This is a genomic window from Colwellia psychrerythraea (assembly GCF_000764185.1).
Classification (GTDB): Bacteria; Pseudomonadota; Gammaproteobacteria; order Enterobacterales; family Alteromonadaceae; genus Colwellia; species Colwellia psychrerythraea_B.
The window spans coordinates 73,899-99,143 of the sequence record NZ_JQEC01000004.1 but is presented as its reverse complement, the minus strand read 5'-3'; the positions used below and the strand labels follow the sequence as shown (position 1 = coordinate 99,143).

The window sequence follows — 25,245 nt, the reverse complement described above, 5'->3', positions numbered from 1 at the left end:
TATTAAATTAATGAACTGTAATTGATTCATTAAAGCTTTCTAATTGCACGTTGTGCATTATCATAGTTTTTTCGAGTTAAACGTAATAAAGCGGTTCTAATTATACTTCTGGTTAATTCATCTTTTGACTTGGCAACTTTCATACCTAAAGCTTGCATAATACGCCTCATAAAACGTATAACCCAATAACTAATATTATCTGCTAAATCTATTCCCTTAGAAAGAATATAAGCAAGTTTATCTGCAAGTGTCGCGACCCCCATAACAGCTCCTTGTAGTGCGGAAACAATACTAATACCAATTTTTTTCAACACATAAATTAACGCTGACTCTGCCCAGCGTAAAAAGGTAGCGGAATCTGCACTGGTATACCTTTTAGAATTCAACCACTGTTCAATGGCCCACTCAACATCGTAAGGTTCATCCGGAACGCTATTTAACGCCCTCCAACTTTTATTGTTAACAGATTCAAGATACTTACCCATTTTGTGTGCTGCACCACTAAATACTAACTCAGCTGAGGGGAGAAAGTGCCCACTTGAATTATAAGGAGCTTGCATAAAAGGAAATAATGCCACCATAGGCACAGGGTCGGTTTGGTGATAAACCCGATGAATATTTGCAAGGTTAAGGTTTTCAGTGGTACTTTTAGCAAAAAAGTAGGTGCCAACTCTTGGCGCACCAAAGGTATAAAGTTTGACACTTTTACCGGCCTTTTTCTTTAGCCAATCTGCCGCTAATGAGGCAACCGCACCACCAAGACTATGTCCAATACAATGCACAGTGCCAGTAACTTTATTTTTTGCTAAGAATGATTTTATTTGCGGTAACATACTGTTGAAGGTGTCATTAAAGCCAACATGAACCATATGACCAGTACCTGAACGAGTTAAGCCTATATTGCCATCAGTAACAAAGTCAGCTTTATTGTTAGCAGTTGTAGTACCACGAAAAATTAGAAATAAATCATCTTCATATCCCTTTCCCCCCATTGAGCAAATACCAAAGCCATCTTTAGCAGAAAGCAAAAGTTTCCCGCCAACAGTAGCGTTTAAGGTCACTTTAGAATCTGTAATTGAAGAAAATATTTTATTCGCTAAAAAAGCTTTATAAGTGATCGAGTCACCGCTATTTACCGCATAAACTTTATCTGCAACGCTTGCCGCTAACTCTGGCTTTAATTCATTACTCATTATTAATCCTTTAATTTATTTGATTTTATTCTCTTTAAATTCCTAAGGCATACCTTTCCATTTGCAACGAGAAAAAATGCCAACTCTCGATATATCTACTAGTTCTTCTTCTTGCGCCATATCGCACACTAAATCTTCTAAATGAGCTTCTGTATCTGAATATATTTCAGGGCTTCTTTTAGAGCTATGATAAAAAAAATTGTCATCATCAATAGTCTCTATATATAAAGTTATGCTTCCAACAAACTCAGTTAATTTTCCTAGTGATAAAGACTCTTCATGCATCGGGATATCAAAATACCCTTCATCATCTGTTAAATACTCATCAATTACCCCCACATCATTGCCACTCCAGCTTAAACGACGAATAATCTTAGCATTAGCGAGTGCCTTCCCATCCCTTACAAGCACACCATTTAATGGTGAAGAAATGACATACTTTACTTGTTCATCTTTTCCAAATATCCCTAACATTTCTGATTCCTTTTTTACCACTTCTTTTTGGGGACTTTGCTCGGCTATTCTATCCTGTGAAGTACTTTCACCAGAACAGCCCAAAAGTATAATAATACTCAATAAACTTATTAAAAATTTCATTAACAATTATCACGGCTATTACGTAAATAAAAGATTAAAGCTTTTACATTATATTTACAATGATTTGTTATTGAGCAATATGCCCAAAGAATAAATTAAGAGGTAGAGTATCGAGCAAGGGAAAATTGAGGAGGTTAAATTGCTAGTCGTTAAGGTAACAACGACTAGCAATAAATGTACTACTGGTGATAAGCCTATTAGCTAGTTAGAGGTAAATAGTTACTTTCAAGTTGATGATTGTTTTTAACGTTTCTTAACTGATGAAAAGAACCAATAAATACAAATACATAACCAAATAGTTCTAAACCTTCTTGAATAATGGTTTTGTAAATATGGTGATAATCATCATTCATCACTTCTTTCCAAAGTGTACCCGAGCCAAATAGCCGGCTAAAAATCATGATAATCACTAGACCCACCAAAATATTGAAATAAGCATTGGTTTGGCTAAATGACCGAACAGAACTTATTAAATGTTTGTTGTTTTTTATACTGTAGGTTATCACTAAACTTGCTAATAATAATGTTGGATACAGCCAAAAGCCGTGCACTATCATGTCAAAATAATAGTCGAGCTCTCGTAAAAACATACAACCAAAAAATCCCGCTACCAACACAAACAATGTCCGTGATTCTTCAACTTTAATTGATGACCAGATAAAAATAGCAATACTAGCTAACAATAATAACTGTTGAAATAATTCAGTGAGTGAACGCTCAGACAAATTATTCTCTAAGAAGAAAAAGTCTATATTAATAGTGGTAATAACACCTGCTGACAACAATGAAACCAAAATAAAGGGCAATACTAATTCTTTAAATAATAAAAACACAACAAACTCCGTTTGCGATAAGATGAAATAGGCAGAAAACTACTTAGCTAAAGCCGCTAATTCTAAAGTAACGTGATCTATACCCTGCTTAGCTATTTTTTTATTAAGCTCAGCTTGCTTAGTGCTTAATAATGAAATGCCTTCTACCGTAATATCAAAAGCCTTCCACTGTTTTGTTTTTTTATTTTGTCGCATTTGAAAAACTATATTGATGGTTGGCGCACCTTGCTCAATAATTTGGGTTTTAATACCAATGATTCTTTTGCCTTTAGTCGGTTTGTCAGACTCAAATATAACTTGTTGGTTTTTATAATTTGATAGAGCAATAGAATAAGTTCTTACCAAATAGTGACGCATGGCTTCAACAAAGTCAGCACGTTGCTCTTTTGATATTTTCTTCAAGTGTTTGCCTAAAATACGATACGAAGCATAACGATAGTCTATCGATGGCATTAACTCTTCTTCAACAATATCGCGCATTAAATGTGGAAATTTACTAATGGCCTGCTGATTAGCTGATATACGTGAAAACAGCTTAGTGCCCGCAGTTTTTAAAACTACATAAGGTGAAATGACCTCTGATGAAGCTAAAGAAGAAGCTGAGCTAGCCGATACGGATACCGTTGGTGCCGCTAATACTTCAGTAATAAACGGAGAAAACAAAGCCAAAGTCAAAATGCTTTTTGCTAAGATTAAACGCATGTAAAAGAGATCCTTAAATGTAAAATATCTATTTAATTATTTATTAAAATACCTGACCAAACATACCGACCGAGCGGTATGTAAGTTTATGTGTAGAGAATATCACCGACCGGTCGGTTTGTTAAATATAATTTAAAGAATAAAAAAGTTTACGAAAGTGTAAATGGATATAAGAGTAGGATTAAGCTTTATAAAACAATGAGGTATTACTTACAAATAGACATTAAAATAATTTTAATTAATTTGATAAGTTATTAAGGCAAGTAAAAAAATAGAAATAAAACGGCTCAATAACAATTAAGCCACTACTTTTAACGCGCGAATATAAAGACATAACTCAGCAATAACTTGCTGAAACAGTTCTTTATTACGTGAGCTTTTACTTAAGGTGGTGGCACCATTGAGTGTGGCAACAATAAAATACCCTACTTGGCTAAGTATTAAACCTGTTCGTAAATCAACATGAATTCGCTCTAGCGAATTAACGATTAACTGGTTTAGTTGCTCTTGCATTGATAAAATACGTAAACGAAAGCCCTCATCTGCATTAGCCATTTCTTCACACAAGTTATTTAATGGGCAACCACAAACCACTTCACTGCATGACATTTGCTCTGTCATTGAGGTAAAAAACTCACAAAGCCCCTCTACAGGATCATCCGCTGATAACGCCGACTGCCAAACATCTAGAAACATTGGCGTATATATTTCTTCAAAAACAGCATAACCTAGCTCTATTTTGCTGGTAAAATGATGGTAAAGAGCCCCTTTTGATATTTCACAACGATTGAGAATAATCGACAAGCTGGTTGCTTTAAAACCATGCTGATGAATTTCATCGGCTGCCACGGTTAAAATATTTTGGCGTGTTAATTCTGCATCACTCATAGGTACTTCTCATATTTTGTTACATTAAAATAATAACCGACCGCTTGGTATGTTGCAAGAGTTAGAGATTATTCATTGTACAAATGTGTGATCATTCCAATATAGAGTTAGATCGTTGCTAATGGATTGGGATCATTTTCAGGGATAGACATAGCGCTGAAATCCATGACTGATCTTTGATGCAGAGAGCTTCTATTTATTGATGTAAATAATGTTTTCAGAAATGAGAATACTTTCGTTACTCTCATTTACTAAAATCGTCCTATTCACCTACCTTTATGTAAGTTTTGTTAATAACGTAAGAACAACCCCTGCAAATTCTTCAGAATTATTAGCTATTGAATTTACTTTGTTATTTCGCGTTTCTGCTGATTTAATTATTTTCAATAATTCACCTAATTTCTTAAGGTCTGCTGGCTCAGGAAATAGTTCATTCACTTCATCATCAGTTAGTCTGGTGATGGATGAAATTTGCGATGCTAGTTTGGTATCAACCGATTCTGTGATAGCTTGATCGACGTTTTTGTCAAATTTTTCCCAGTTAATAGGCATAAAAGTCCCTTATTTAATTGATTCTTTAATATTTTTAATTTTATTTACAAACTTCTTCGCAGAGTTAACTTTATCATCGGCTTTAAGCGCTTCTGCGAGTAAATCCGATACAGCACTGTCTGTTTCATCGATAAGCGTTGAAAGTTTGTCATTAGTTCCGCCAACCATGTCCAAATAGCGACCTCTATTCTCGGTCACCTCTGCTGCTGAAAGTAAAAAGCTAGTAATACTATTGTTAATGCTTCTTGCTTGTTCATATTCAGCTTTAATATTACGCGAAATAAGCCTTTCTAATTCATCAAGAGGCTGAATTAATTCAATACGCTTTTTATTAACTGCCTCTTGTAATTTTGGTCCTGTTTTCATCAAAAACAGTAACCGCTGTTTCTTATTATCTTCAGAAACAATTGTATTCCATGCATTAACCATGAAAGGTTTCTCAAAAAATTGTTTTGCAAACTCTGGCAACCAAACTTCTTGAATAAACCTATCAACTTCCACTCTCTTCTGATCAAAATATCGGTTTAATAATGTAATATTGGCACTTTCCAATGCAGAGATTCTTTTCCCTAACTCACTAGATAACATAGGAGCTTCAGGGGGAATAGTGGCACAGCCGGATACTGCTATTAAGCAAATGACTATCATGATGTAATTACGCATTTTTAAATCTCCGTATCTTAATTTCTATTTGTTGTGCCAATAAACAATTTTTTCGATATATATTGATTGAATTGTCGGCAAGTAGATTACCACTGCACTTCCATGCTCTGAGCCACAACATTCGAATGCAATGAAAGTTCCATATTTTGAGACAATGATGTGATCTGTTTGAGTCATACCATACGTCACTGCTCATCATGTTGGGGTTAATTGATAAATCCATTTATTCTTCATTCCTTTTTGGCAACTACAAATTGCAGATTTGATTAAGCTTTGCTCTTCAGAAACCTATTATCACTTTCTTTGCTAGGCAAGATACAACTATCGTATTTACCAAACAAAGAGTATCGATTAAGCGCTATTCGATCATAAAGCCAGTTTCTTATCCCCTGAGGAATTACTTTGAACAGGTATAATAAACGCCATGGAAATCCGAGCTTATTTACAACATTTAAAAAGGCATCACTTTTATCAAAATATTGCTTACCTTCTACATATAACATGGTATCAAAATGGTCAGTTGGCATATTAAAATGCTTTAGTATGCTCTGCCCCTCAGGTGATTGTACGGTACATAGTTTAAAGCGTTGTCGTGTATCATACTTAATGATGAATTGACTCCAAACATTACAAAGCTTACAGACACCATCAAATAAAATCACACAATCATTTTCGCCAACGTTCGGTGGATATTTAATAATAGTCATGCCTTCCCCTTCTTAATTTCGTTTTTTAATTCGAGAAGTAAAATCAGACTAATGCCAATCAAACCAATGTTAGTGGTAACGGGATTAAATGCTTCTATAAGTAACTGGGGCTGCATTAAAGCCACAAAAGCTAATAGGCCAGTGAGTCCAATAATATTTAATAAAACAATGGCTTTATTACGATATAAAATAAAGAAAGCTAAGCCGAAAATAACCTCACCTACACCTGCTGATTTTGTCAGTAAGTAAGAAAGCTCATTTGACAAACCCAAACTAGCCGTCATCAACTTTTCTAATGGTGCTATATGGATAAGTTTTGGAAATATGCCGTGATATAACCAACTAAAGGAAATGATGAATCGTGCAATTTGTATTGATGACAAGGTAAACCTCTTAATTATTGGTGTGAGTTTTTAATTTAAATTTTTAGTTGTGGTGCTTTTAGTTGCAATAGTACTAACTCGAGTTGCGTCACTTGTATATACATAAGCAATCAAAACAATGATCGGAATATTCTTGGTTATCGGGCCAAAAGGATGTAACCAAAAACTCGCATCGACAAGAGTTAACAGTAAAGTATAAAGTGCTATTACTGTTACTTGCACAATACAACATAACTTGGTCTTAAATGAGGTCATTAACCAAAGCCCTAATATTATATCTAACATGCCGCCAGCATAAACTGCAGTATCGGCAAGTGAGCCTGTGACTTTGGCATTAGATAATATTTCATAACCAATATCAGGGGAGATAAAGGTTGAAGTTAGCCCTGTAAAAATCCATAAAAAAGCTAACGAATACTTAGCAGATGTTATCAACCTATCTTGCTTAATAATGCTCACACTTCGTCCTCTATGTATTTGGAGATCATGCCACAGAAAATGGTTTAAAAACCATTAACCAGAAGATAACTAATATGGCTAGAAAAGCAGGAATACCTAGCAGGGTCCATGTTCTCATTAGCGATTTAAATTCAGGTGTTACCTCATTAGTATCTATAGAAACGTTGGCTAGGCTACGTAATTTGTATTGAATATTTATAACCGGTAACCAACATACGCCAACGAATACAAATAGCCCCATCACCCAATAAAACCAAGGTGATGAGAATGAATATCCTTGTAAGTTCATTAGTATTATTCCAGTAATTATCTGGGTAATAACTGCAGGTGTAGTAAATATCCAATCAGCTAATATTACGTGTTTAGCCGTAATATAAATGGCTTGAGCATTGTTAGAGCGATTAGCCATAAACATAAAAAAGGCAATGCCCACTCCAGTACCTGTGACAACAACAGCCGATAGAATATGTACTAACTTAAAGGCTAGGTAATATTCCATTACATTCCCTCCTCTTGTACTTCAAGAGACGAACTTTCCTCAGTAAATATGCTCAGCGCATCAAAGTACGATGTGAAATCACTTAATTTCAATAAATCTACACAAGGTTTTGCACCTGTTTCTAATGATGAGTTTTTACCGTCAAGACTCAATAGCTTTCTTGCTAAAATTATTGTTGAAAGCGTAGGAATATAAGGGCCGTTACCTTTAGGTGCATACAAGGTCCACTTCACTTGTTTCGCTCTGACATCGTTATCTTTACCACAAATGAGTACTTCCATAGCTCCTTTGTCAGTTCCAAGGGGAAGAAAAATATTACTCGCGCTTACAATAGCTTTTGATAAAGGGGCCCAATTTGTTACTAGACCTATTTTCGCTAGGTAAGCCATAGCTACCATTGTAAAATGTAATAACGACAGCTCTAAGCCAGCCTGAAAGCTAACTTGTTGTGATACACTGTAACGCTTAGGGAACAACTCTAAATCTGGCACATCGACATTAGCCAAGTGACGTTTACCGACAAAACCACCAAAGTCATTTACCTTAGAATCCATCCAACCATAAACATCTTGCCAACGACCGTCTTTAAATACATTCAGCGGTTTTCCAGTGTAAGACAAGATAGCAGCCACTGTAGCTAAACCTCGTTCAGCCTTATTTCCTGGAGCTATGGCCAAATTTATCGACTCTATATCACTAAACTGATTTTGATAATGATCGACAACCGCTGAAGATAAACCAGGTACTGAGCTAGCACCACTAACAACTAACACACCGCATTCTTTTGCTTGGCTATCTAGTTCGGCAATATCACAGACAAACCGTCGGTCATCTGCTAAATCAATATAATGTGCGCCACATGCAATACACGCTTTTGGCACACGGTAGTCTTGCCTCTGAAAAGGCCCACTAGTATGAATAACAAGGTAAGGTGAAAGGCTAGCTAATTGATCTTTAAAATTATCAGCGATAATATCAAGGAGTAAAGGCTCGAGCTTAGCAACTGAAATACCTTTCAAGCCATCGATACAAGATATCGCTTTATCTGAACTCCTACCTGCCACAAAGATGGTAATACCTTCAATGTTTGCAAGGTTTTCAACTATTCGTTTACCAAAGTTTCCATATCCGCCAAGGACAACTACTTTTTTCACTTAACTTTTCCTTTTAATCGCCAATTTATTCCATAATACATAGCTGCACCAACTAAGCCGCTATATAAACATACTTTGTGTAACATCGTCACTGAAATCAGACCTAATAACGGGTTGTCGAAGGTAAAAGGAAAGAAAGGTTCGACATCAGGATGCATAATACTATCAAGTAAAACATGACTAAAACTGCCGATAAATGCACTTAAAAACACAATCCACCAAGCAATTGAAATATTTTTTTTATTTTCGGATATTCTCAGTAACTTCAAGCCGATTTCAGATAAGTATTTTCCTGATAATGCGGCAAAAATAGCAATTAATATTGCGCCAATATAAGTATGAGTAAAACCATGAAGGTGGCCTTCGCCTGAAACCAAAACGATGAGCGGTTGGATATCCATAACAATTTGAGTCCAACCAAATACCATTAAACTAAAGCTGCTTTGCAGTAATGATTTAAGTAGGATTCCAGGCCCTATATGTATTGGCGTAAATGGCATTGTTATAAGTCCAATTAAGCTCGGCCAATTTGGGCTTTAAGTCTACTGTCATTCGCAGAAATTTTATCAACCACATCAAAATAAAATGCTTTATATTGATCAGCTAATACATCGCCACGAGAAATCACTTCACCATAATCACCAAAGTCTTCCCATGGAGAGTTATCGAGATCTTGTATCCAATAAGTCAGGTTTTCTTCATTGTTTTCACCATATAAAACAGCAACACGAGGTGAATCATTTTTAGAGATAGAAATAGCTACAGTGAATTTATTTGAATGACCCGTTGGAATACGCAACCAATAATCAGCTTCTACATCACCAAGTTGATTTTCAACTCGTCCACAGAAAAGTTTGATTTCAGTCTCACAGCAGTCACATGACGAAGACTCTAGTTCCTCTTCCTCAAATACCGAAAATTTATCCCTTTTTGTATAAGTGGTATATTCATAAGCTCGGTGAGCTGTTATCCCTTTTAATTGTTCATCATACAAAGTACAGCTCGTGGAAGTAACATAAAATAAGGGACGAGACTTACTATCTTGTAATTGGATTTCTAATTCAGTTAGCCCATTAGATAGTGTATAGGGCATACTATTCGAAAGTGTAGCTTTGATTCGAGGTTCATCAGCTCCTACGTCTACATCCCATAGGTCTTCTATTCTTTCGAAATCTTTTTCTGAAACCTCAGCCCAAGCACCAAGACAATAATCGTTCTGGTTTTTAATAGGTAAAGGCAATAATCCTCTGACAAAAAAACGATTGTCGTCTAGGGTATAAAGGTCTGTACAGCCCTCTGTTCTTTCTTCCCTGTCTTTTTTTGATAAGGAGAATATTTCATCTGGCAAACCAAAAGTTAATTCCATTTGGTTTGCGGGTAACATCTTGTCGCAACAAGAGCATTTTATTAATTCACTCATTATTTCTAATTACTCTTCAGTCTTATTAATATTTGTAATCCATGGCTCTAAGCGACTTCCCCAGCTGATATCAACAGCATAACGAGGTGGGGTAATATCCCGTCTATCAACTCTTTTTAAATGAGACAGTGCATCTGAGTATTCTAAGGGAACCATAATATTACTTACTGATAAGTGCTTTAACATCAGGCTATACGTTTTGTCATTGTTGTAATAAGGCTTAGCTAAACCTTTAACAATAAGTATATTTTTTTGACCAGAGAACTTATCGGCCAATGACTCATAATCGGCAGATGCTTCAATAAAAAACAAACGACTGTTATTTGTTTTTTCTCTTTCTAAGCTTTCACTATATTCGTTTTTCTTGCGACTACTTGTGTCGTTTGGTTGTTCTTCATATGTCGCTATTGCTGCTTGATATTTATCTTCCGCTTTTATGATTTCTGCTTTATGCAGAGCGCCGTCAAATTCAAATGCCCAATACAGCTCACGCGACTCAACCCAGTAATTGTCTTTAATATCAGTTTGAGCAAAGCCAAGGGCTAATAATTCAGCTATGGTCAACTTTACGTCTCTTGAGTTATAAGGATAATAGGTTTCGTTTTCCCCAGTAGGCGTTCGCCAATTAATGGAAAGTGATATACCAGAGTTTTCTTTTTGGGCACCACTATTGTACGGTAGAGAAAGCTCTCTTTCGGTCAATGTTAATTGTGCTGTTGCATCGCTCATTTGGTTATAAACAACCCCACCTAAAGCAGCTAAATTAGTGCCAATAAGAATCGTTAAGCCGATTAATAAGTGTTTTTTCATGAGGTGCCTCCTTCGCCTAAGTTATTTAAACGAATTCGTTTAAATACAATTAATGCAAGCAATGCAGATAAACCTAAGACGAAAAAGAAGATATATTTGGGCATCCAATCCCACCACCAATCGAAGAGTTTTGTATAGAGGAATAAGATAAAAAACACATTACCTGTATTGGTAACTTCCTTCCAGTGACGCTTAATACCTAGCCAAATTGCCGTTACCGACAGTACAAAACCAATAAGCTGATAAAAGCCTTCAACGGTATCTGAAGACCAGCTTAAATAACTTACTTTTCCCCAATTCGACAATATCAAGATTGGCAGGAATACCATAATCATTGCCATAACTCGGTAGATAACTTCAAAGCTACTAAAGCGTTTGTGATTAACTAATTGAGGCATCATAAATATGATCAGACTAGGAATGAAAAAATTTTCTGGTCTTTCGCCAAAGCTGATCCAATACATACCACCCCAAGTACCAATTTTCATGGCAATAAAGCTACTGATACTCATTATGCCGAAAAACAGCAACAATCGAGCATTACAAGCGTAAGCGAGTAAGAAAGCAAAAACAGCCCAGACAGCAAAAGCATTCGGTGATGGGGTAATATTAAAGATTTGTCCAAGCATAGAAAGGTTTAATACAAAGCAGGACAAGCTCACCAATGCTGCAATTTTGGAGAAGTAAGAACTTTTCTCTTTTTGAGAAAGGTGTAATGACAACAAAAATAATGAAACAGGTGAAATAATTAAAATGCTCACTTGAATTGGAGTACTAATGAATCCCCAAAACTGATAGAACAAAAAGAAAATACTTATCGCCATCGCTAAAGCACCAAACAGCGACGCTATTTTCATACCTAGTGTTAATTTTTTGGATTGAGTACTGGTGTCCACGTCATAAGTAGCAGATAACTTTTGTAGTAGCTGATAATGATACCCCTGAACCTTAGTTGCTTGCTCTGCTGAAATAGATAAGACACCGTCATTTTCCAGCTCAACCATTTCCTGTTGAAATGCATGAATTTGATCAACGCGGTACTGCGCATCAGCTTGAGAAAATTGCTTTTCTTCCATGTGTTCATTCTCCTTAGTAGAGCCTCATTCTGCCGTATTTAATAATAAAAACAAACAAAATAAAGTATTAACCATTTGCTTTATTTAAATAAAGTGATTAATATGCGCTCGTTCAATTAATCACCGTTTCATTTTGAATAGGTGAATTCATCAAATAACTGTAAAGGAGATAATATTATGACAATTACATCAACATTCTTTGCAGGTCTTATCCGATAAGAAATACCTAGTTTAGCCACGCTCTCTTAAAGTAAAAAGTTAAATCAAGAAAGCCTAAGCACTTTAAACTCAAACTATTAAAGTTACTTGTTTAAAAATTTCCTTCGTTTTATTTCTAAAGAAATCCAGACCTGCCAATACGTATTACGTTTTAAATCCTCATTTTCTATAAAGAGAAAGGAATTGGTATTATGGACAAATCCGTCCAAAAAATTACTGACAAAGTTAGCCTTATTGCATCCAAAGAAACTTGGATTGAAGGGCTAGCGATAGATCAGTTGATCAAAACATCAGAATTAACGGGTATGCATCGCGTTGCGGGTATGCCTGATTTGCACCCTGGAAGAGGTTATCCTATCGGTGCTGCATTTTTTACAACAAACAAAATTTATCCAGCGCTTGTAGGCAATGATATTGGTTGTGGCATGTCGTTATGGCAAACCTCAGCAAAAGTATCCAAAGTAAACTTAGATAAACTGGCCAAGAAGTTTGAGCACGTTGAACAGCCATTAGATGAAAGTTGGTCTTCAATTATTGAAAACCGAAAGCATGACAAAGGTATTACAAATAATGGCTATGACCGTGCTCTTGGCACTATTGGTGGTGGTAATCATTTTGCTGAATTTCAGGCGATTGACGAAGTTTATGACCAAATAGCGCTTGATGAGTTGGGACTTAATAAAAAACACCTCCAACTGCTTGTTCACTCAGGCTCTAGAGGTTTAGGGCAATCGATTTTGGTTGAGCATATAACTAAGCACAATCATGATGGATTAGTTATTAATGATAAAGATTTTCAGGATTACATAGCCAAACATGATGAAGCTGTTCGTTGGGCTGAGCTAAATCGTGAATTGATTGCCAAACGCTTTTTGGAAGCAATTAGAGCGAATGGTGACTGCGCACTAGACATTAACCACAACTTGGTTTCGTCAAAAAGTATTGATGGCTGTGATGGTTGGTTACACAGAAAAGGCGCAACACCAAGTGATCATGGCTATGTTGTTATTCCTGGTTCACGTGGTGATTATAGTTATCTAGTGAAACCCATTACGTTGAACGAAAAGTCTGATAATGAAGCAAATGCTGAAAACCTTAATACGAGTTTGTTTTCACTAGCGCATGGTGCAGGTAGAAAGTGGAAACGTGGTGAGTGTCATGGTCGATTAGGCCATAAATATAAGCGTGAAGACTTATATCGGACAGCATTAGGCAGCCGAGTAGTTTGTGGCAATAAAGAGCTTTTGTACGATGAAGCGCCACAAGCATACAAGAAATGTGAAACGGTGATCAGCGATATGGTTGATGCTGGGTTAATTGAAGTCGTGGCGAAGTTACGTCCCGTTTTAACCTTTAAAACAAATGGAGATTGTTCATCATGATATTACTACAATTATCAGCAGGCCAAGGGCCTGTTGAGTGCAGTAAAGCTGTTGGCTTAGCGTTAAAAACAATTGAGAAGCAATGCCGAGAAAAAGGCATAAAGTTAGATATTGTGGAAGCTATTGAATTGAAAGAACGAGGTTGCTTTAAGTCTGCTCTTTTACAATTTGATTCTCCTAAAAGTGACTTGGCTAAACAATTAGCACAATCATGGCAAGGAGCCATGTTGTGGGTTTGTCAAAGCCAATACAGGCCAAAGCATAAACGTAAAAACTGGTTTTTCAGTGGTCAAATGTATGAAATAAATGAAACCCAACTAGATAAAGGTGTGACATTTCAAACATGTCGAGCGTCTGGCGCTGGTGGTCAACACGTCAATACAACTGACTCGGCTGTAAGAGCTACTCATACAGAAACAGGTATTTCAGTTCGTGTGGAGAGTGAACGAAGCCAACATGCTAATAAGCGGTTAGCGAGAGCATTGTTATTCCAGAAGTTGGAAGCAACAAAACTTGAGCAAATGACACAGCAGGAAAAAGCCCGTTGGCAACAGCACTGGGAAGTTGAACGTGGTAACCCAGTGAAAACATTTAAGGGTGAAAGATTTGCTTTAGTTAACTAAAGCAAATTCACTCACAACAAGTTAGTTAAACCTCTTCGTATTATCGCGGCTGCTAAACCCGATAAATAAAGAGAGTTTAATATGAAAAATGATAGAACAAAGTCTTGGAGACAGGCGAAAAGCAAAGCTAAAGAGGTTAAAGCAAAACAGCAATCTGTTCGGAAATATACACCGGAAAAAAACTGGAAATTAATGTACATCCGATCAGAAAAGTTAAAACGAGCTAAACAATTGGGTATCGATTACCCAAACAAGACATTGAGGCAAACATTAGATGATGAAATGCCTCTTAAGGATATGGATATGACAAATATATTGTTTATATGTAGTCGAAACCAATGGCGTAGTCCAACGGGTGAACAGGTTTGGAGAAATCATCCTGAACTATCCGTTAGATCTGCGGGCACTAGCCCAAGAGCTAAGAGAACGGTCAGTGCTAAAGATATTCAATGGGCTGACGTGATTTTTGTAATGGAAGAAAAACATAAAAGTCGCATGAAGGCACAGTTTACAAGGCTATTAGATTACAAAGATATTCAATTACTCGATATTCCCGATGAGTATCAGTATATGGATACTCAGCTAGTAGAGATTATGAAACAAACGGTTGGAAGCTATTTAGGAATAACCTGAATAGCTTCTCTTTAGTAAGACAAAAATAATCAAAATAAATAGAGGATAAAAAAATGTAATTCCATCTCAACACGGCAAGTTCAAGTTTCAGGATTTCAAAATGGAGATATAACTTGCTGTGTCTAATTAATTTTTGAAAAGTTGAGTTTCTAGCTCAACTTCACATATAGATAAAATGGGTCGCGAGAATACCTCTATATATCGCGACTGTGAAGCTACACTGAAATAAGTAGATTACGTTCGCTTTCTATCTTTTTGCAAATGAGCTAAGTAAGCCTTAATGGCTTCTAGATCTCCAGCCACTTCATTAATTGTAGGAAATGGATGCCCCATACCAGTAGGTGTGTCGTGACCGCTAAAGTTGTTGCAGCATTTATCATAAGCTGAATTTATCGTATCAAAATCAATCTGTGATATATCGTCTAGACGAGTTAGTCGCTGAATGTGTATACCACGCTCAAAACGATTAACTACTTTGTTGAGTAACTTTTCTTCAACCAACCTTTCCCAAGCCTCTCTTAGCAAGCTATAAAATGGCCGAGTAGCATCCCTAAACTCTGTTTCAGTTCCACTAGCATCTATATTTCTCAAGTTTTGTAATTTAGTATTTAAGACCCCAATACGCTTGCTTGTCGTTAAAGCATCCCAAGGGGGATTTGTTCTAACCAAGCCTGCGTAATCTCTTGATCTTTCAAGGCTTATATAACCGAGATTATCTTGCGACAACCTTTCAGAAGCTTCTAGTAGTAACTTATAGAAAACAATATCATGGGTAAATATGATTACCTGCCTTTCTAATGACTCCCTTACTAACCTGTCAGCTACTCTAGCGCTCCACTGATGACTCAAGGAGTTTACCGGGTCATCAAATATTACCGCAGATTCCCTAGCATCAGCTTTCATTTCAGCTAAAAAGCTAGCAATAGCGATGCATCGTTGCTCGCCTTCACTAGCAACTTTTGCTACTACTGACTCTCCTGAGTTAGATAGATGTAGCTTGAACTGTTGATGGCCACCCTTATTCCTAGTTTTAACTTCGATAGTAAACCTATTGAAACCGAAGGCATTAAGCTCCGATTGGAATGATTGTTTTAATGGTTCAATTACCCCATCAGAATAAATGCTAGAGGATAAAGTAGATACACTACGAGTATTACACTCATTTTTTATTTGTTGCAGCATCGTTACAGTATGAAGCCTTTTTATATTACGGAGAATATTCTCTCGGTGGTCTGCAATGTATTTCCTGTCTTGTATGGTAATCAGATCAGCATCTTTTTGTGCTATGAATTTAGCTTGGCTATCATCGTTAGTAATTTTGCCAATCTCTTGATCCAATTCAGTAATTAAATCTGTATATGGCGAAAGACCAAACCCCTCTAAAGAGGTTGGTAGCCTCTTCATTAAAAAAATGTTCTTTCTATCGGTTAATTGAGTTACAAGTTCCTCTAATCTAACCTTAAGTCCACTTTTAATGTGTTCCGCCTCATTAAGAGCCGCTTCATATTGACTAACATTAAGATTTACCGTGTTTACTGCTTGTTTAGCCATTGTCAGTGCTTGATATGCCGCCCTTGCGTCCTTTGCAGCACTATTCTGTATAAAGGCTTCAAACTCTTGTAACTTGCTGGCGCTGTATACTCCTATATCTTGCAAACAGAATGGGCAGGAGTCTCCTGTATTTGGCGGGAATTCAAGATCCTTACCTTCTTTTTGGATAAACGCTTTTGCAGCAGCCCACAACTGACTCCATTCAGAGTTGCAAATATTTTCAAAAGGTAGATTAGATAGTGTTTTTAATCTCAATTTATCTACAATTTCTTGCTTAGCAATAGCATCAAGCTCAAGTTGCTTAAGTCGGTCAAATTCTTGTACATTTAGTAATTTTAGTGGTGAAGAAAAAAAGTTAGCTAGAGGAGTCAACAACTGCTTTTTACTTAATAAACCAGCCTTAATTTGAGCTGCTGATTGAGCTTTGTATTGAATTAACTCGTTTTTTCGAGTTTCAATAGAATCTATCTCTTCTTGAGTTGCACAATGAGTATTAACCTCGTGCTCAGTTTCTAAGCCTGATAGCTTACTTAAAAATACAGATGCAGGACTACCTGATGGTAGGGGAGATATCGATACTAAACCATTAGTCCCCATGGTATCTTCTTCGATCAGCCTTTTTATACCATCAGCAGCTTTAGTCAATTCAGTTAGAAGGTTTAAGCCAACTGGCTTATAGCCTAATGTATCTTCACTTGATAAGTAATGATGAGCAGACGCAGTATCAAATACCCTAATCGATTTGGCATCTTTATCTGGCTTAGAATCAGGAGTCCAGTTAATACTTCGGTTAGCGCCATTTACCTCGACAGTTAGTAAAGCTTGAGGTTGCTTGTTATTGGCAGAAAAGACATTACCGACAATAGGCTTTAAAGATCCCCTAGTTAAGCATGCATGTTTTAAAATGGCTGAATAGCTAGACTTTCCAGCACCATTATCACCATAACCAATAGTTAAGCCATTAGGCTCAAAAGCAAGGCTCTGTTGCTCAGCCAGAGCCGCCACACCTTCAACACCACTCAGGGTATTTAGCTTTACTGAATATTCTTCTGATGTAAAACCCGTAATATCTATAGGGGAGGTGAAAGAATCATACTTGAGGTGTTTTGGGACTAGACCGTATTCGCCTTGCGCGGTGTTAAAGAGAAACTGAATATTATCATCAGTTAAACTGCCATTTTGTAGAGTAATTTTGATAGCTAAGTGCCACCAAATTGGCTTGTCTGAAACCCAATCAACTATCCTTTCCACTGGAGTCATAATTTAATCCTTTAATATTCAAAGTAAAGAATCATTCTAAAGCAGTAATGAGTGAATTTATATACTAAAAAACTAACGAAAATGCGATAAATTTCGCTAAATCAATATATTGAAGTAATCATGGATTTTATAATGTAACTTATTAATGAAATAGGCTTATATAACGTTATTAAGCCGTCATTGGTAAATAGTCAATTATTACGGTTTTCTATTGGCTCGTTTATATTTAGCTTGGTATTCACGTCTTTGCTTTGTAACTTCATACAGAACTATACCCGTGGTTGTAGCCAAGTTTAAGCTCTCAATCATGCCGAACATTGGTATTGAAATGCAGGATTCGCTTCTTTCTACAACGATATCACTTACACCACGAGATTCATTACCAAACCAAACTGCAAGTTTTGATTGGGTGTAATCAGCCTCATGAAGCACATAGTTTTCCTTTCCCTTGATGTGAGGCGAGGTCACTACAGATGTAAATCTATTTTTTTCAAGATGCTCCAAGCATTCTTCAGTACTGTTGAAGCGCTTAACAAAAGTCCATTTCGAAGCTGAAACAGATATCTTTGAAAGTGACTTACGCTCTCTCAATTCTTCCCAATCATCGGGTAGGGATTGTCGAGAATCAACAACATAAATTTTTTCTACGCCAAGCGCATTGGCATTTCTAATCACAGAACCTATGTTTTTTATATCCATAGGATTCTCTAGAACAGCGATTAAATTTTTACATTGGTATTCTTTAATTTCATCCGCTCTTTTGCGAATGGTACTTTTTGAATTATTCATTTTCTCTCGGTTATACTGCGATGAGCCAAACAGAAAGCAATATCTACAATCTAATGCGTTCCATTTCTGCCATTGATTTAAGGTTCATTTTTTCCAGCTTTTCATAATTTTTATTCTTTGAAAATATGGGCGTGATGTACCCGTCTTCATGACTATATGTCATGCACCATGCGAAGTTTTTAGGAAATATATGAACTTCATTCCCGTGACAATTTTTAATAGGCTTGGTTCTTGACTCGTAAATTACCTTTTCATTTTCACCAAAGTTGTCTTCCATAATGTAGTAGCTAGGTGCTGCATGGCGTTCATACTTTTCCTGCGCTTCTTCTTGAAAGAAATCTCCAGTCATATTCTCCCACAAAGTATTCATACAGTGCTTTAAGCCTCGAAAAGAAGTAATTGAAGGGCAAAAAATAGTGAGCCACTTTTGCCCAATTATCAGCGCTTTATCATCTTCAATGGATTTGTATTTTTGAATAGATAAATCTTTAATTACTTTAGGTGTTTTCATAGCTACTTCTTACAATAAATTTCACACATTCGAACACATCAAAACCATTAACAAACCACCCGCATGTGGCGGGTGGTTTCTAGTTTGACTGTAAGACCTCAAGAAATAACTCATTTAAAGCATCAAACCCAACAGTTCTTTCGTTAGACTTTTCACCATAACTTTCAAGTCGTTCTAGTTCAGATTCAATAAACTTATTGAGTAGTGGTATTGCTGGTGCCACTTCTTTCTCTAAGCTAACTCGCTTACGTTCCAATAAGTTAGATATTTCGGCATCAAGTAAATTATCGTCAGCAACCAGCTTTCTCAGTTGATCAAAAACTATAGGTGCAGGCTCGTTGTACTTCTCTATCCATTTTATAGCTAATAACGGTCGTAGTACGTAAAAGTACTTTTTTAGAGGTACCATATCGTTTTTCAAATAACCACGATAGTTCGTCTTAGCCATACTGCGGTAGTGATAAATACCTTTTGCATTTGAATAGACACTTGTTATCAAGTCCCTAGCTTTTGCGGCAAAATGATTATCGTCAACATATACGATTGGCGATTGTAACCATTCAACTATGGCAGGGTTTGATTTCCAAAAAAGCTTTAATGCTTTTCGGATATCCCAACCATTGATATCTATCTCATCAACAATCGGATATTCGATAACATCACGTTTGCCTTCAAGGTTAACCGCTAAGTACCAGTCTTTAGGATGAGCATATATAAACCTAACGTCAAAATCGCTATTTGGAGATTCAAATCCCCATGCGCGGCTACCAGACTCAATTGCATAGAGTATTTTGACTCCATGCTCTGCTTCTGCTTCTTTTATTCTACGTAAGATTTCTTTTTGAACATCTTCGTCTATTTTATTATTTTGCTTTTGTGAGTTATTAGATTCCATTTTCATCTACCTAAGAGCTATCCGCTCATTTTCTGTTTTACTCTCTGCTAAAAAAACACGTAAAGACTTTATTTCAGCTTCACGTACAGCACCACCTATATCAGGGCCTATTTTACCTTGTGAAATTGCCAATTGTACAACGGCTTTTTTATCCAACTGAGTTAACGCAATTAGCAATGATTGCGCTAATAACAATTGTGGATACGCTCTATTAACAAAGGTTTCTCCTCGGCCTTGCGCATCACATAAGCATGCTTGAAGAAACTGCTGAAAACGCTTTGGATGCTCTAATGCATTCATATTTTCAATAATTAATTTGTGCAATTTCTTTGGCGTAAGCTCAAATAACTTATGGCATCTTGTATGGTTATCACTGGTTAAAGTAGCTAACGCTTTAAAACGATTGGGTACCTTTAGTCGTTCACAAAATGCTTCAATAACGGCAATACCTGCTTGTTCATGACCAATTAGATTACCTCGTTCTTGGTGGCAATAAGCTTTACCAAAATCATGAGTTAATGCTGCAAACCGAGTTTCAATATCAAAACTTAAATCTGCTGATCGCTTTACAACGAGCATTGTATGTTTATAAACATCGCCTTCTGGGTGATGGTTTTCAGGTTGAGGTACACCAACCATCGCCTCGATTTCTGGGAATATTCCCAATCCGTTAAGCGCTTCAAAAAATAACTGCGGATACTTTTCACCAAGTGCCTTCTCAGTTTCTTTCCATACACGCTCAGACACTAAATGAGTTAATTCGCCAATATCCCTAAGCTGCTTCATCAGCGCATATGTATCAGGATGAATTGTCCATTCTTCACCGTACCGAGCAAGAAATCGAGCAACACGCAGCACTCGCACTGGATCTTCTACAAATGCTTCAGTTGTATGCCTTAATACTTTGTTTTTTAAATCGACTTGACCGTTAAAAGGGTCGATAACGTTGCCATTAACATCTAATGCCATTGAGTTTATTGTTAGATCGCGTCTTGCTAAATCTTCATCTAGAGTAACCGATGTGCTGGCATCAACTGAAAAACCAGTGTATCCCTTGCCATTTTTACGCTCTGTACGTGCCAAGGCATACTCATCTTTAGTTTCTGGGTGCAAAAAGACAGGAAAGTCGCTACCTATAGATTGAAAGCCTAAGGATGACATTGTTGAAGTTGTTGCGCCTACAACAACATAATCTTTGTCTTTTGATTCGTGACCTAATAACGAGTCCCTTACTGCGCCTCCCACTAAATAGACATTTTCCAATTTGTTCTTCATTTCTATTTCCATCACACTTATTGCGTATTACGCTACTCCAGAGAAACACTCCACAATGTATCAGTTAATTGCTTCATCAGGATCTCTTTTCCCAACAATTGCTTGATAACATCAATATTGGTTGTTGTATGCATACTAGGCTTTGTTGTGGTAAAACTGCCACTTCCTGCCAATGCAACCAGCAACAATAACTGATCTGCTAAGTGCTCCTCTACAGCGGCTTTAGCATGAATAAATTTATTCACTTGTCCAGCAGCACGTTTGCCAACTCGTTCTGCCGAAACACCCAACTCGCCAACAACCTCAAAAACACTACTATGTGTATTACTATCGATACATAACTGAAAACTATTACCAGGGCCAGGGGTAACTACCTCCTGTACTTGGCTTGAAGCATCATGCCAATCAAGAATTTTCTTAGCCGTTGTAATTTCTCTTTGTCCTATACTTGCAGGCAGTAAACTAACCAAAGCATTAAGTGAGCAATTATCCATATCGTTAGCAAAGTCGCAGCCTGCGTCATTAAAATGAATTGGCTCTAATGCTTTAGTTGGCTCAATACTTATTTGCCATTTTCCTCCTCCAGCAGGATAAAAACCTAACGAGGAAGTATTTACTTTACAGTTCACGCCCATACTTTTTAATACAGGTAAAAATGACTGCTGTAAAAAACTTAATGAAGGTGACATACCATTATGTGTGCCTCCTTCAAAGGTTACTGTTGAGCTTTCTTTTGCTAAAGCCAGTACTGGCAATATCGTCTGACACACTAAAACCGTACTACCTGCCGTGCCAATGGCAAAGTGAAAGTTACCCGACTTCACTTTTCCTGGTGAAAAACGAATGCGGGTAGTACCAAGCTCAACACCTTCCGTAGTCGCACCACAAATTTCTTGTGCCGCTAAAACGGAAGTTAAATGCTGGCGTAACAATCCTGATTTTTTCCTGCCCGCCCTAATGTTTATCAGTTCAATATTTTGTTGAGTTATAATGGACAAAGTAAGTGCCGTCCTTAGCACCTGACCACCACCTTCACCTTGTGAACCATCAATTATCATGTATTTCATAATTTGTCCTTACTTATGCTCCATGTCTGCCATCACTAGCCTTTAACACAAACTATTTGCTTCAAGGTATAGACGACTTCAACAAGGTCTTTCTGTGCTTCCATCACTTTTTCAATATCTTTATATGCATGTGGTATTTCATCAATTACTGATGCATCTTTTCTACACTCAACACCTTCTGTAGCTGCAATTTGGTCTTCTACGTTATAGACTTTTTTTGCTTTGGTTCTGGACATTACTCGACCAGCACCATGACTACAACTATTGAAGCTTTCAGGGTTTCCTAAACCTCTCACAATAAATGATTTAGCCCCCATACTTCCGGGGATAATACCCATTTCGCCTTTTTCAGCACGAACTGCACCTTTTCGTGTTACAAAACAGTCTTTACCAAAATGATGCTCACGCGAAATATAATTATGATGACAATTTACTGCTAACTCGGCAGTTGAAAACTCAATCGGCAATTGCTTTCTTAATGCTACAATTGCATTGAACATCATGATTTCACGGTTCTTTGCTGCAAAGTCCTGCGCCCATTCAACAGCTTCAACATAGTCGTCAAAATAATCATTACCTTCCTCAAGATAAGCCAAATCCATATCTGGCAAATTGATTTGATGACGTTGCATTTCTTTTTTAGCTAATTCGATAAAGTAGGTACCAATTCGGTTTCCTACACCACGACTTCCTGAGTGCAACATGATCCAAACAGCATCATTTTCATCTAAGCAAAGTTCTAAAAAGTGATTTCCCGTTCCCATCGTACCTAAATGCTTAACATTATTGCTTTTCTTGATTGCAGGGTGTTTTTCACAAATTCGCTCAAACCTTGCCTGTAATTTCAACCATTCACCTGCAACAATATCAGGCACGTTGTGCCATGAACCTCTATCACGTTTTCCTCTACTGCTTGTTCTTCCGTGAGGCACGGCAGCTTCAAAAGCGTGTCTAATCGCTAATAAATTATCAGGTAACTGACTAGCCGTTAACGTTGTTTTAGTCGCAACCATTCCGCAACCAATATCTACACCAACTGCTGCGGGAATTACCGCGTTAACTGATGGAATTACACTTCCTATTGTCGCGCCTTTACCTAAATGTACATCTGGCATTACTGCTATATGCGAATGTATCAATGGCATAGTTGCAATATTGCTTAACTGTTGTTGAGCTTGTTCTTCAAATGGAACACCTTTGGTCCATGCTTTGATTGTCGCTCTTCCTTCATTCTCAATAACGTTGTAGTTTTTACACATTATCTTTTCCTTAATTCTTTAATATTCATTCAATAATCGGGCTACAGCCATTTCTGTAGCCCTTTTGTCTATGTTGGAGTTATGTATTGGTATTAGGCAATTTTTACTACGCCATTCATCAAACCTTCCAGGCCGCCATATACCGTTAGACTACCAATTTTTTCTGATACTTTTTCTAACGCTTCAAGCTCTTTTAACCGCATCAAGGTGGGATTGTTTTCCATGACCTTCGCTGTGTTGTGCAGACTTCTTGTTGCTGACGTTTCTTCTCGTCTTTTTATTACATTCGCTTCAGCGGCTTTTTGGGCTTCAACTACCTGATTCAATATTGCTTTCGTTTCACCCGGTAAGATGATGTCTTTCACACCGACACTTAAAAGAGAAACACCGATATCTGACAAGCGCTCTACTACTAGCTCTTTTACCGTTTCATTGACATACAATTTATCCAAAAGGATATCGTCTAATGATTTAGTACCAACGGCTTCTCTTAGTGCTAATTGCAGCGTTTTATAAGCAAAGTCATCTACGCTTTCGACACTACTCGCTGCAAGCTCTGCATCATTTACTTTAATACTTGCACTTAAATTAATGCGTAAACTGACTCTATCTTTACTTAGAATTTCTTGTCCTGAAACTTCAAGCATCTGTGTTCTGCAATCAAAAGATTTTAACTCTACTGTATGATTAAACTGCCAGAAAGCATGCTGACCAGGCGCTAACCTTTTAATAAATTGGCCATTAACATACAGTAAACCGACATGATCTTTTACTACATTCAAATCAGCAATTGGCTTAATCGCGACAGTACGCTCACTTTTTATTAGTCGTGTTGATGTATTGGCACCTGCGCGATTAATTAAGAATAGAGCTTTGTCATCTACCTCTATGTTTTCATCAATAGAAACTTTCTCTAGTCGTATTTCGCCAGCATCTTTCCACAGATATAAGTGTTCACTTGGCGCAACGACACCTCTAAGTAAGTCGTTAACATACAACAATCCAACTTCAGTACACTCTAGTTTCCAGTGAGAAATATGCTCTCTTAGTTCTTTATTATTTCTATATAATCTTTCCGCATTTTTCTCTGAAAAATACATCGTATTGATATCAAAAGTGACAAACTCTAGTTCATTCTTGATATCCCAAATTTTGTGTTTGCCTGGTGTTAATACATTATTTAATTCTTGATTTTTGAACACCAAAACTCTTTGATTTTCTGCTACTAATTTAGTTTTTCTAAACATCTTTAATTTCCTTATTTAATCCTGCTCTCATAATCAAGAGGAGGAGGTGTTAGTAAGGGTTGAATACTTATTTGATAAAGGCCCAAAACTTCACTGTTATGGGGAGCATCCTGCTTGCCAGACCTTATTCGTTCTTGGCGTTTATCAAACATTGGTACTAACTACTTACTAACGTTTCATTACATATCATCGTATAAAGGATGGGAATTGAACCCACAACAAACGGGTTAAAGCCGCTGCTCTACCAATTGAGCTACCTGTATTTAAGGAAGGATTCGAACCTTCGCCAACAGCACCAAGCTGTTGCTCTATCCTCTGAGCTACTTAAATGGTTATTAAGATGGGAATCGAACCCATGACTGACGAACGCTAGTTCGCTGCTCTACCTACTGAGCTACTTAATATTTGTTTGATTAGGCATACGCAGTCACATAGTTCAGCGCACCGGGGTGACTTTTTGAATCACATCCTATTAATCAGACACTTAAGTTATTACAAGTCACGTGCCAAGTTAGTTAAAAAACACAAAAACAATTATTAACATATTGTTTACTAATAGATAAATTGATGTTTTTATTGTTTTGTGCGAATTTAGAGT

The 25,245-nt window shown here is 36.9% G+C and carries 27 protein-coding genes and 2 tRNA genes; 3 read left to right on the top strand and 26 right to left on the bottom strand.

Features of this window, described 5'->3' with window-relative positions; translation table 11 throughout:
• Positions 1–29: 29 nt before the first annotated feature.
• The 16 genes from GAB14E_RS23860 to GAB14E_RS19850 form a co-directional block, all read right to left on the bottom strand.
• Positions 30–1,193, bottom strand: a complete 1,164-nt coding sequence (locus GAB14E_RS23860) for a lipase family protein (RefSeq protein WP_052093429.1) — start codon at positions 1,191–1,193, stop codon at positions 30–32.
• Between the two features lie 42 nt (positions 1,194–1,235).
• Positions 1,236–1,790 (bottom strand): DUF6795 domain-containing protein, encoded by a 555-nt coding sequence (locus tag GAB14E_RS0122505; protein WP_052093428.1) that lies wholly within the window; start codon positions 1,788–1,790, stop codon positions 1,236–1,238.
• A 197-nt stretch (positions 1,791–1,987) separates the two neighbouring features.
• Positions 1,988–2,623, bottom strand: a complete 636-nt coding sequence (locus GAB14E_RS19790) for a hypothetical protein (RefSeq protein ID WP_052093427.1) — start codon at positions 2,621–2,623, stop codon at positions 1,988–1,990.
• A 39-nt stretch (positions 2,624–2,662) separates the two neighbouring features.
• Positions 2,663–3,325 carry an MlaC/ttg2D family ABC transporter substrate-binding protein gene (locus GAB14E_RS19795; RefSeq protein WP_033080695.1) on the bottom strand — a complete coding sequence of 221 codons (663 nt, stop codon included), beginning with the start codon at positions 3,323–3,325 and terminating at the stop codon, positions 2,663–2,665.
• 297 nt (positions 3,326–3,622) lie between these two features.
• Positions 3,623–4,213 (bottom strand): TetR/AcrR family transcriptional regulator, encoded by a 591-nt coding sequence (locus tag GAB14E_RS19800; RefSeq protein ID WP_033080694.1) that lies wholly within the window; start codon positions 4,211–4,213, stop codon positions 3,623–3,625.
• A 276-nt stretch (positions 4,214–4,489) separates the two neighbouring features.
• Entirely contained in the window at positions 4,490–4,765 is a 276-nt protein-coding gene (locus GAB14E_RS19805; RefSeq protein WP_033080693.1) for a hypothetical protein, read from the bottom strand.
• A 9-nt stretch (positions 4,766–4,774) separates the two neighbouring features.
• Complete coding sequence (locus GAB14E_RS19810; RefSeq protein WP_033080692.1) at positions 4,775–5,428, bottom strand: hypothetical protein; 654 nt, start codon at positions 5,426–5,428, stop codon at positions 4,775–4,777.
• Between the two features lie 266 nt (positions 5,429–5,694).
• Complete coding sequence (locus GAB14E_RS19815; protein WP_033080691.1) at positions 5,695–6,135, bottom strand: thiol-disulfide oxidoreductase DCC family protein; 441 nt, start codon at positions 6,133–6,135, stop codon at positions 5,695–5,697.
• Entirely contained in the window at positions 6,132–6,518 is a 387-nt protein-coding gene (locus GAB14E_RS19820) for a DoxX-like family protein (protein ID WP_033080690.1), read from the bottom strand. The genes GAB14E_RS19815 and GAB14E_RS19820 overlap by 4 nt, the downstream gene beginning before the upstream one ends.
• Before the next feature lie 30 nt (positions 6,519–6,548).
• A complete protein-coding gene (locus tag GAB14E_RS19825) occupies positions 6,549–6,977 on the bottom strand; it encodes a DoxX-like family protein (RefSeq protein ID WP_231561969.1) in 429 nt (142 codons plus the stop codon).
• A gap of 25 nt (positions 6,978–7,002) precedes the next feature.
• The gene (locus GAB14E_RS19830) at positions 7,003–7,476 is read right to left on the bottom strand and encodes a DUF2269 family protein (RefSeq protein ID WP_033080689.1); all 474 of its coding nucleotides are present in this window, start codon (positions 7,474–7,476) and stop codon (positions 7,003–7,005) included.
• Complete coding sequence (locus GAB14E_RS19835; protein WP_033080688.1) at positions 7,476–8,630, bottom strand: saccharopine dehydrogenase family protein; 1,155 nt, start codon at positions 8,628–8,630, stop codon at positions 7,476–7,478. Before GAB14E_RS19835 ends, GAB14E_RS19830 begins: the two co-directional genes overlap by 1 nt.
• Entirely contained in the window at positions 8,627–9,130 is a 504-nt protein-coding gene (locus tag GAB14E_RS19840; RefSeq protein WP_033080687.1) for a metal-dependent hydrolase, read from the bottom strand. Before GAB14E_RS19840 ends, GAB14E_RS19835 begins: the two co-directional genes overlap by 4 nt.
• 14 nt (positions 9,131–9,144) lie before the next feature.
• Positions 9,145–10,050, bottom strand: a complete 906-nt coding sequence (locus GAB14E_RS23855; RefSeq protein WP_081967691.1) for a DUF2199 domain-containing protein — start codon at positions 10,048–10,050, stop codon at positions 9,145–9,147.
• A gap of 9 nt (positions 10,051–10,059) precedes the next feature.
• Complete coding sequence (locus GAB14E_RS19845) at positions 10,060–10,860, bottom strand: DUF4824 family protein (protein WP_033080686.1); 801 nt, start codon at positions 10,858–10,860, stop codon at positions 10,060–10,062.
• Positions 10,857–11,936 carry a DUF2157 domain-containing protein gene (locus GAB14E_RS19850; RefSeq protein ID WP_033080685.1) on the bottom strand — a complete coding sequence of 360 codons (1,080 nt, stop codon included), beginning with the start codon at positions 11,934–11,936 and terminating at the stop codon, positions 10,857–10,859. Before GAB14E_RS19850 ends, GAB14E_RS19845 begins: the two co-directional genes overlap by 4 nt.
• Before the next feature lie 410 nt (positions 11,937–12,346).
• Between GAB14E_RS19850 and GAB14E_RS19855 the strand changes: the two genes are divergently transcribed.
• The 3 genes from GAB14E_RS19855 to GAB14E_RS25230 all read left to right on the top strand — a co-directional run bounded on the left by GAB14E_RS19855 (position 12,347) and on the right by GAB14E_RS25230 (position 14,793).
• A complete protein-coding gene (locus tag GAB14E_RS19855; RefSeq protein ID WP_033080684.1) occupies positions 12,347–13,537 on the top strand; it encodes an RNA ligase RtcB family protein in 1,191 nt (396 codons plus the stop codon).
• Positions 13,534–14,160 (top strand): peptide chain release factor H, encoded by a 627-nt coding sequence (gene prfH, locus GAB14E_RS19860; RefSeq protein ID WP_033080683.1) that lies wholly within the window; start codon positions 13,534–13,536, stop codon positions 14,158–14,160. The genes GAB14E_RS19855 and prfH overlap by 4 nt, the downstream gene beginning before the upstream one ends.
• Positions 14,161–14,241: 81 nt before the next feature.
• Complete coding sequence (locus GAB14E_RS25230) at positions 14,242–14,793, top strand: low molecular weight protein tyrosine phosphatase family protein (protein ID WP_231561968.1); 552 nt, start codon at positions 14,242–14,244, stop codon at positions 14,791–14,793.
• Between the two features lie 234 nt (positions 14,794–15,027).
• Here the strand turns inward: GAB14E_RS25230 and GAB14E_RS19865 are convergent, their stop codons facing one another.
• The 10 genes from GAB14E_RS19865 to GAB14E_RS19910 all read right to left on the bottom strand — a co-directional run bounded on the left by GAB14E_RS19865 (position 15,028) and on the right by GAB14E_RS19910 (position 25,051).
• On the bottom strand, positions 15,028–17,604 hold the full coding sequence (locus tag GAB14E_RS19865; protein ID WP_033080682.1) for an AAA family ATPase: 2,577 nt from the start codon (positions 17,602–17,604) through the stop codon (positions 15,028–15,030).
• 198 nt (positions 17,605–17,802) lie between these two features.
• Positions 17,803–18,393, bottom strand: coding sequence for a TrmH family RNA methyltransferase (locus GAB14E_RS19870; RefSeq protein WP_033080681.1), 591 nt, complete (start codon positions 18,391–18,393; stop codon positions 17,803–17,805).
• Positions 18,394–18,436: 43 nt separating this feature from the next.
• Positions 18,437–18,904, bottom strand: a complete 468-nt coding sequence (locus GAB14E_RS19875; RefSeq protein ID WP_033080680.1) for a hypothetical protein — start codon at positions 18,902–18,904, stop codon at positions 18,437–18,439.
• A gap of 79 nt (positions 18,905–18,983) precedes the next feature.
• Positions 18,984–19,799 (bottom strand): nucleotidyltransferase domain-containing protein, encoded by an 816-nt coding sequence (locus tag GAB14E_RS19880; RefSeq protein WP_052093424.1) that lies wholly within the window; start codon positions 19,797–19,799, stop codon positions 18,984–18,986.
• Positions 19,800–19,805: 6 nt separating this feature from the next.
• On the bottom strand, positions 19,806–21,074 hold the full coding sequence (locus tag GAB14E_RS19885; RefSeq protein ID WP_033080679.1) for a multifunctional CCA addition/repair protein: 1,269 nt from the start codon (positions 21,072–21,074) through the stop codon (positions 19,806–19,808).
• A 32-nt stretch (positions 21,075–21,106) separates the two neighbouring features.
• On the bottom strand, positions 21,107–22,141 hold the full coding sequence (gene rtcA / locus GAB14E_RS19890) for an RNA 3'-terminal phosphate cyclase (protein WP_033080678.1): 1,035 nt from the start codon (positions 22,139–22,141) through the stop codon (positions 21,107–21,109).
• 35 nt (positions 22,142–22,176) lie between these two features.
• Positions 22,177–23,400, bottom strand: a complete 1,224-nt coding sequence (locus GAB14E_RS19895) for an RtcB family protein (protein WP_033080677.1) — start codon at positions 23,398–23,400, stop codon at positions 22,177–22,179.
• A gap of 92 nt (positions 23,401–23,492) precedes the next feature.
• Positions 23,493–24,647, bottom strand: a complete 1,155-nt coding sequence (locus tag GAB14E_RS19900; RefSeq protein ID WP_033080676.1) for a slipin family protein — start codon at positions 24,645–24,647, stop codon at positions 23,493–23,495.
• A 260-nt stretch (positions 24,648–24,907) separates the two neighbouring features.
• Positions 24,908–24,977: transfer RNA gene (locus tag GAB14E_RS19905), tRNA-Pro, on the bottom strand.
• A tRNA-OTHER gene (locus GAB14E_RS19910) sits at positions 24,977–25,051 on the bottom strand. Before GAB14E_RS19910 ends, GAB14E_RS19905 begins: the two co-directional genes overlap by 1 nt.
• Positions 25,052–25,245: the final 194 nt, after the last annotated feature.

What these genes read in the sequence shown, in the direction of transcription:
- GAB14E_RS23860 (WP_052093429.1), bottom strand. Translation starts at nt 1,193, where the DNA reads ATGAGTAATGAATTAAAGCCAGAGTTAGCGGCAAGCGTTGCAGATAAA.
- GAB14E_RS0122505 (WP_052093428.1), bottom strand. Translation starts at nt 1,790, where the DNA reads ATGAAATTTTTAATAAGTTTATTGAGTATTATTATACTTTTGGGCTGT.
- GAB14E_RS19795 (WP_033080695.1), bottom strand. Translation starts at nt 3,325, where the DNA reads ATGCGTTTAATCTTAGCAAAAAGCATTTTGACTTTGGCTTTGTTTTCT.
- GAB14E_RS19800 (WP_033080694.1), bottom strand. Translation starts at nt 4,213, where the DNA reads ATGAGTGATGCAGAATTAACACGCCAAAATATTTTAACCGTGGCAGCC.
- GAB14E_RS19805 (WP_033080693.1), bottom strand. Translation starts at nt 4,765, where the DNA reads ATGCCTATTAACTGGGAAAAATTTGACAAAAACGTCGATCAAGCTATC.
- GAB14E_RS19810 (WP_033080692.1), bottom strand. Translation starts at nt 5,428, where the DNA reads ATGCGTAATTACATCATGATAGTCATTTGCTTAATAGCAGTATCCGGC.
- GAB14E_RS19815 (WP_033080691.1), bottom strand. Translation starts at nt 6,135, where the DNA reads ATGACTATTATTAAATATCCACCGAACGTTGGCGAAAATGATTGTGTG.
- GAB14E_RS19830 (WP_033080689.1), bottom strand. Translation starts at nt 7,476, where the DNA reads ATGGAATATTACCTAGCCTTTAAGTTAGTACATATTCTATCGGCTGTT.
- GAB14E_RS19840 (WP_033080687.1), bottom strand. Translation starts at nt 9,130, where the DNA reads ATGCCATTTACGCCAATACATATAGGGCCTGGAATCCTACTTAAATCA.
- GAB14E_RS23855 (WP_081967691.1), bottom strand. Translation starts at nt 10,050, where the DNA reads ATGAGTGAATTAATAAAATGCTCTTGTTGCGACAAGATGTTACCCGCA.
- GAB14E_RS19845 (WP_033080686.1), bottom strand. Translation starts at nt 10,860, where the DNA reads ATGAAAAAACACTTATTAATCGGCTTAACGATTCTTATTGGCACTAAT.
- GAB14E_RS19850 (WP_033080685.1), bottom strand. Translation starts at nt 11,936, where the DNA reads ATGGAAGAAAAGCAATTTTCTCAAGCTGATGCGCAGTACCGCGTTGAT.
- GAB14E_RS19855 (WP_033080684.1), top strand. Translation starts at nt 12,347, where the DNA reads ATGGACAAATCCGTCCAAAAAATTACTGACAAAGTTAGCCTTATTGCA.
- prfH (WP_033080683.1), top strand. Translation starts at nt 13,534, where the DNA reads ATGATATTACTACAATTATCAGCAGGCCAAGGGCCTGTTGAGTGCAGT.
- GAB14E_RS25230 (WP_231561968.1), top strand. Translation starts at nt 14,242, where the DNA reads ATGAAAAATGATAGAACAAAGTCTTGGAGACAGGCGAAAAGCAAAGCT.
- GAB14E_RS19865 (WP_033080682.1), bottom strand. Translation starts at nt 17,604, where the DNA reads ATGACTCCAGTGGAAAGGATAGTTGATTGGGTTTCAGACAAGCCAATT.
- GAB14E_RS19870 (WP_033080681.1), bottom strand. Translation starts at nt 18,393, where the DNA reads ATGAATAATTCAAAAAGTACCATTCGCAAAAGAGCGGATGAAATTAAA.
- GAB14E_RS19875 (WP_033080680.1), bottom strand. Translation starts at nt 18,904, where the DNA reads ATGAAAACACCTAAAGTAATTAAAGATTTATCTATTCAAAAATACAAA.
- GAB14E_RS19880 (WP_052093424.1), bottom strand. Translation starts at nt 19,799, where the DNA reads ATGGAATCTAATAACTCACAAAAGCAAAATAATAAAATAGACGAAGAT.
- GAB14E_RS19885 (WP_033080679.1), bottom strand. Translation starts at nt 21,074, where the DNA reads ATGAAGAACAAATTGGAAAATGTCTATTTAGTGGGAGGCGCAGTAAGG.
- rtcA (WP_033080678.1), bottom strand. Translation starts at nt 22,141, where the DNA reads ATGAAATACATGATAATTGATGGTTCACAAGGTGAAGGTGGTGGTCAG.
- GAB14E_RS19895 (WP_033080677.1), bottom strand. Translation starts at nt 23,400, where the DNA reads ATGTGTAAAAACTACAACGTTATTGAGAATGAAGGAAGAGCGACAATC.
- GAB14E_RS19900 (WP_033080676.1), bottom strand. Translation starts at nt 24,647, where the DNA reads ATGTTTAGAAAAACTAAATTAGTAGCAGAAAATCAAAGAGTTTTGGTG.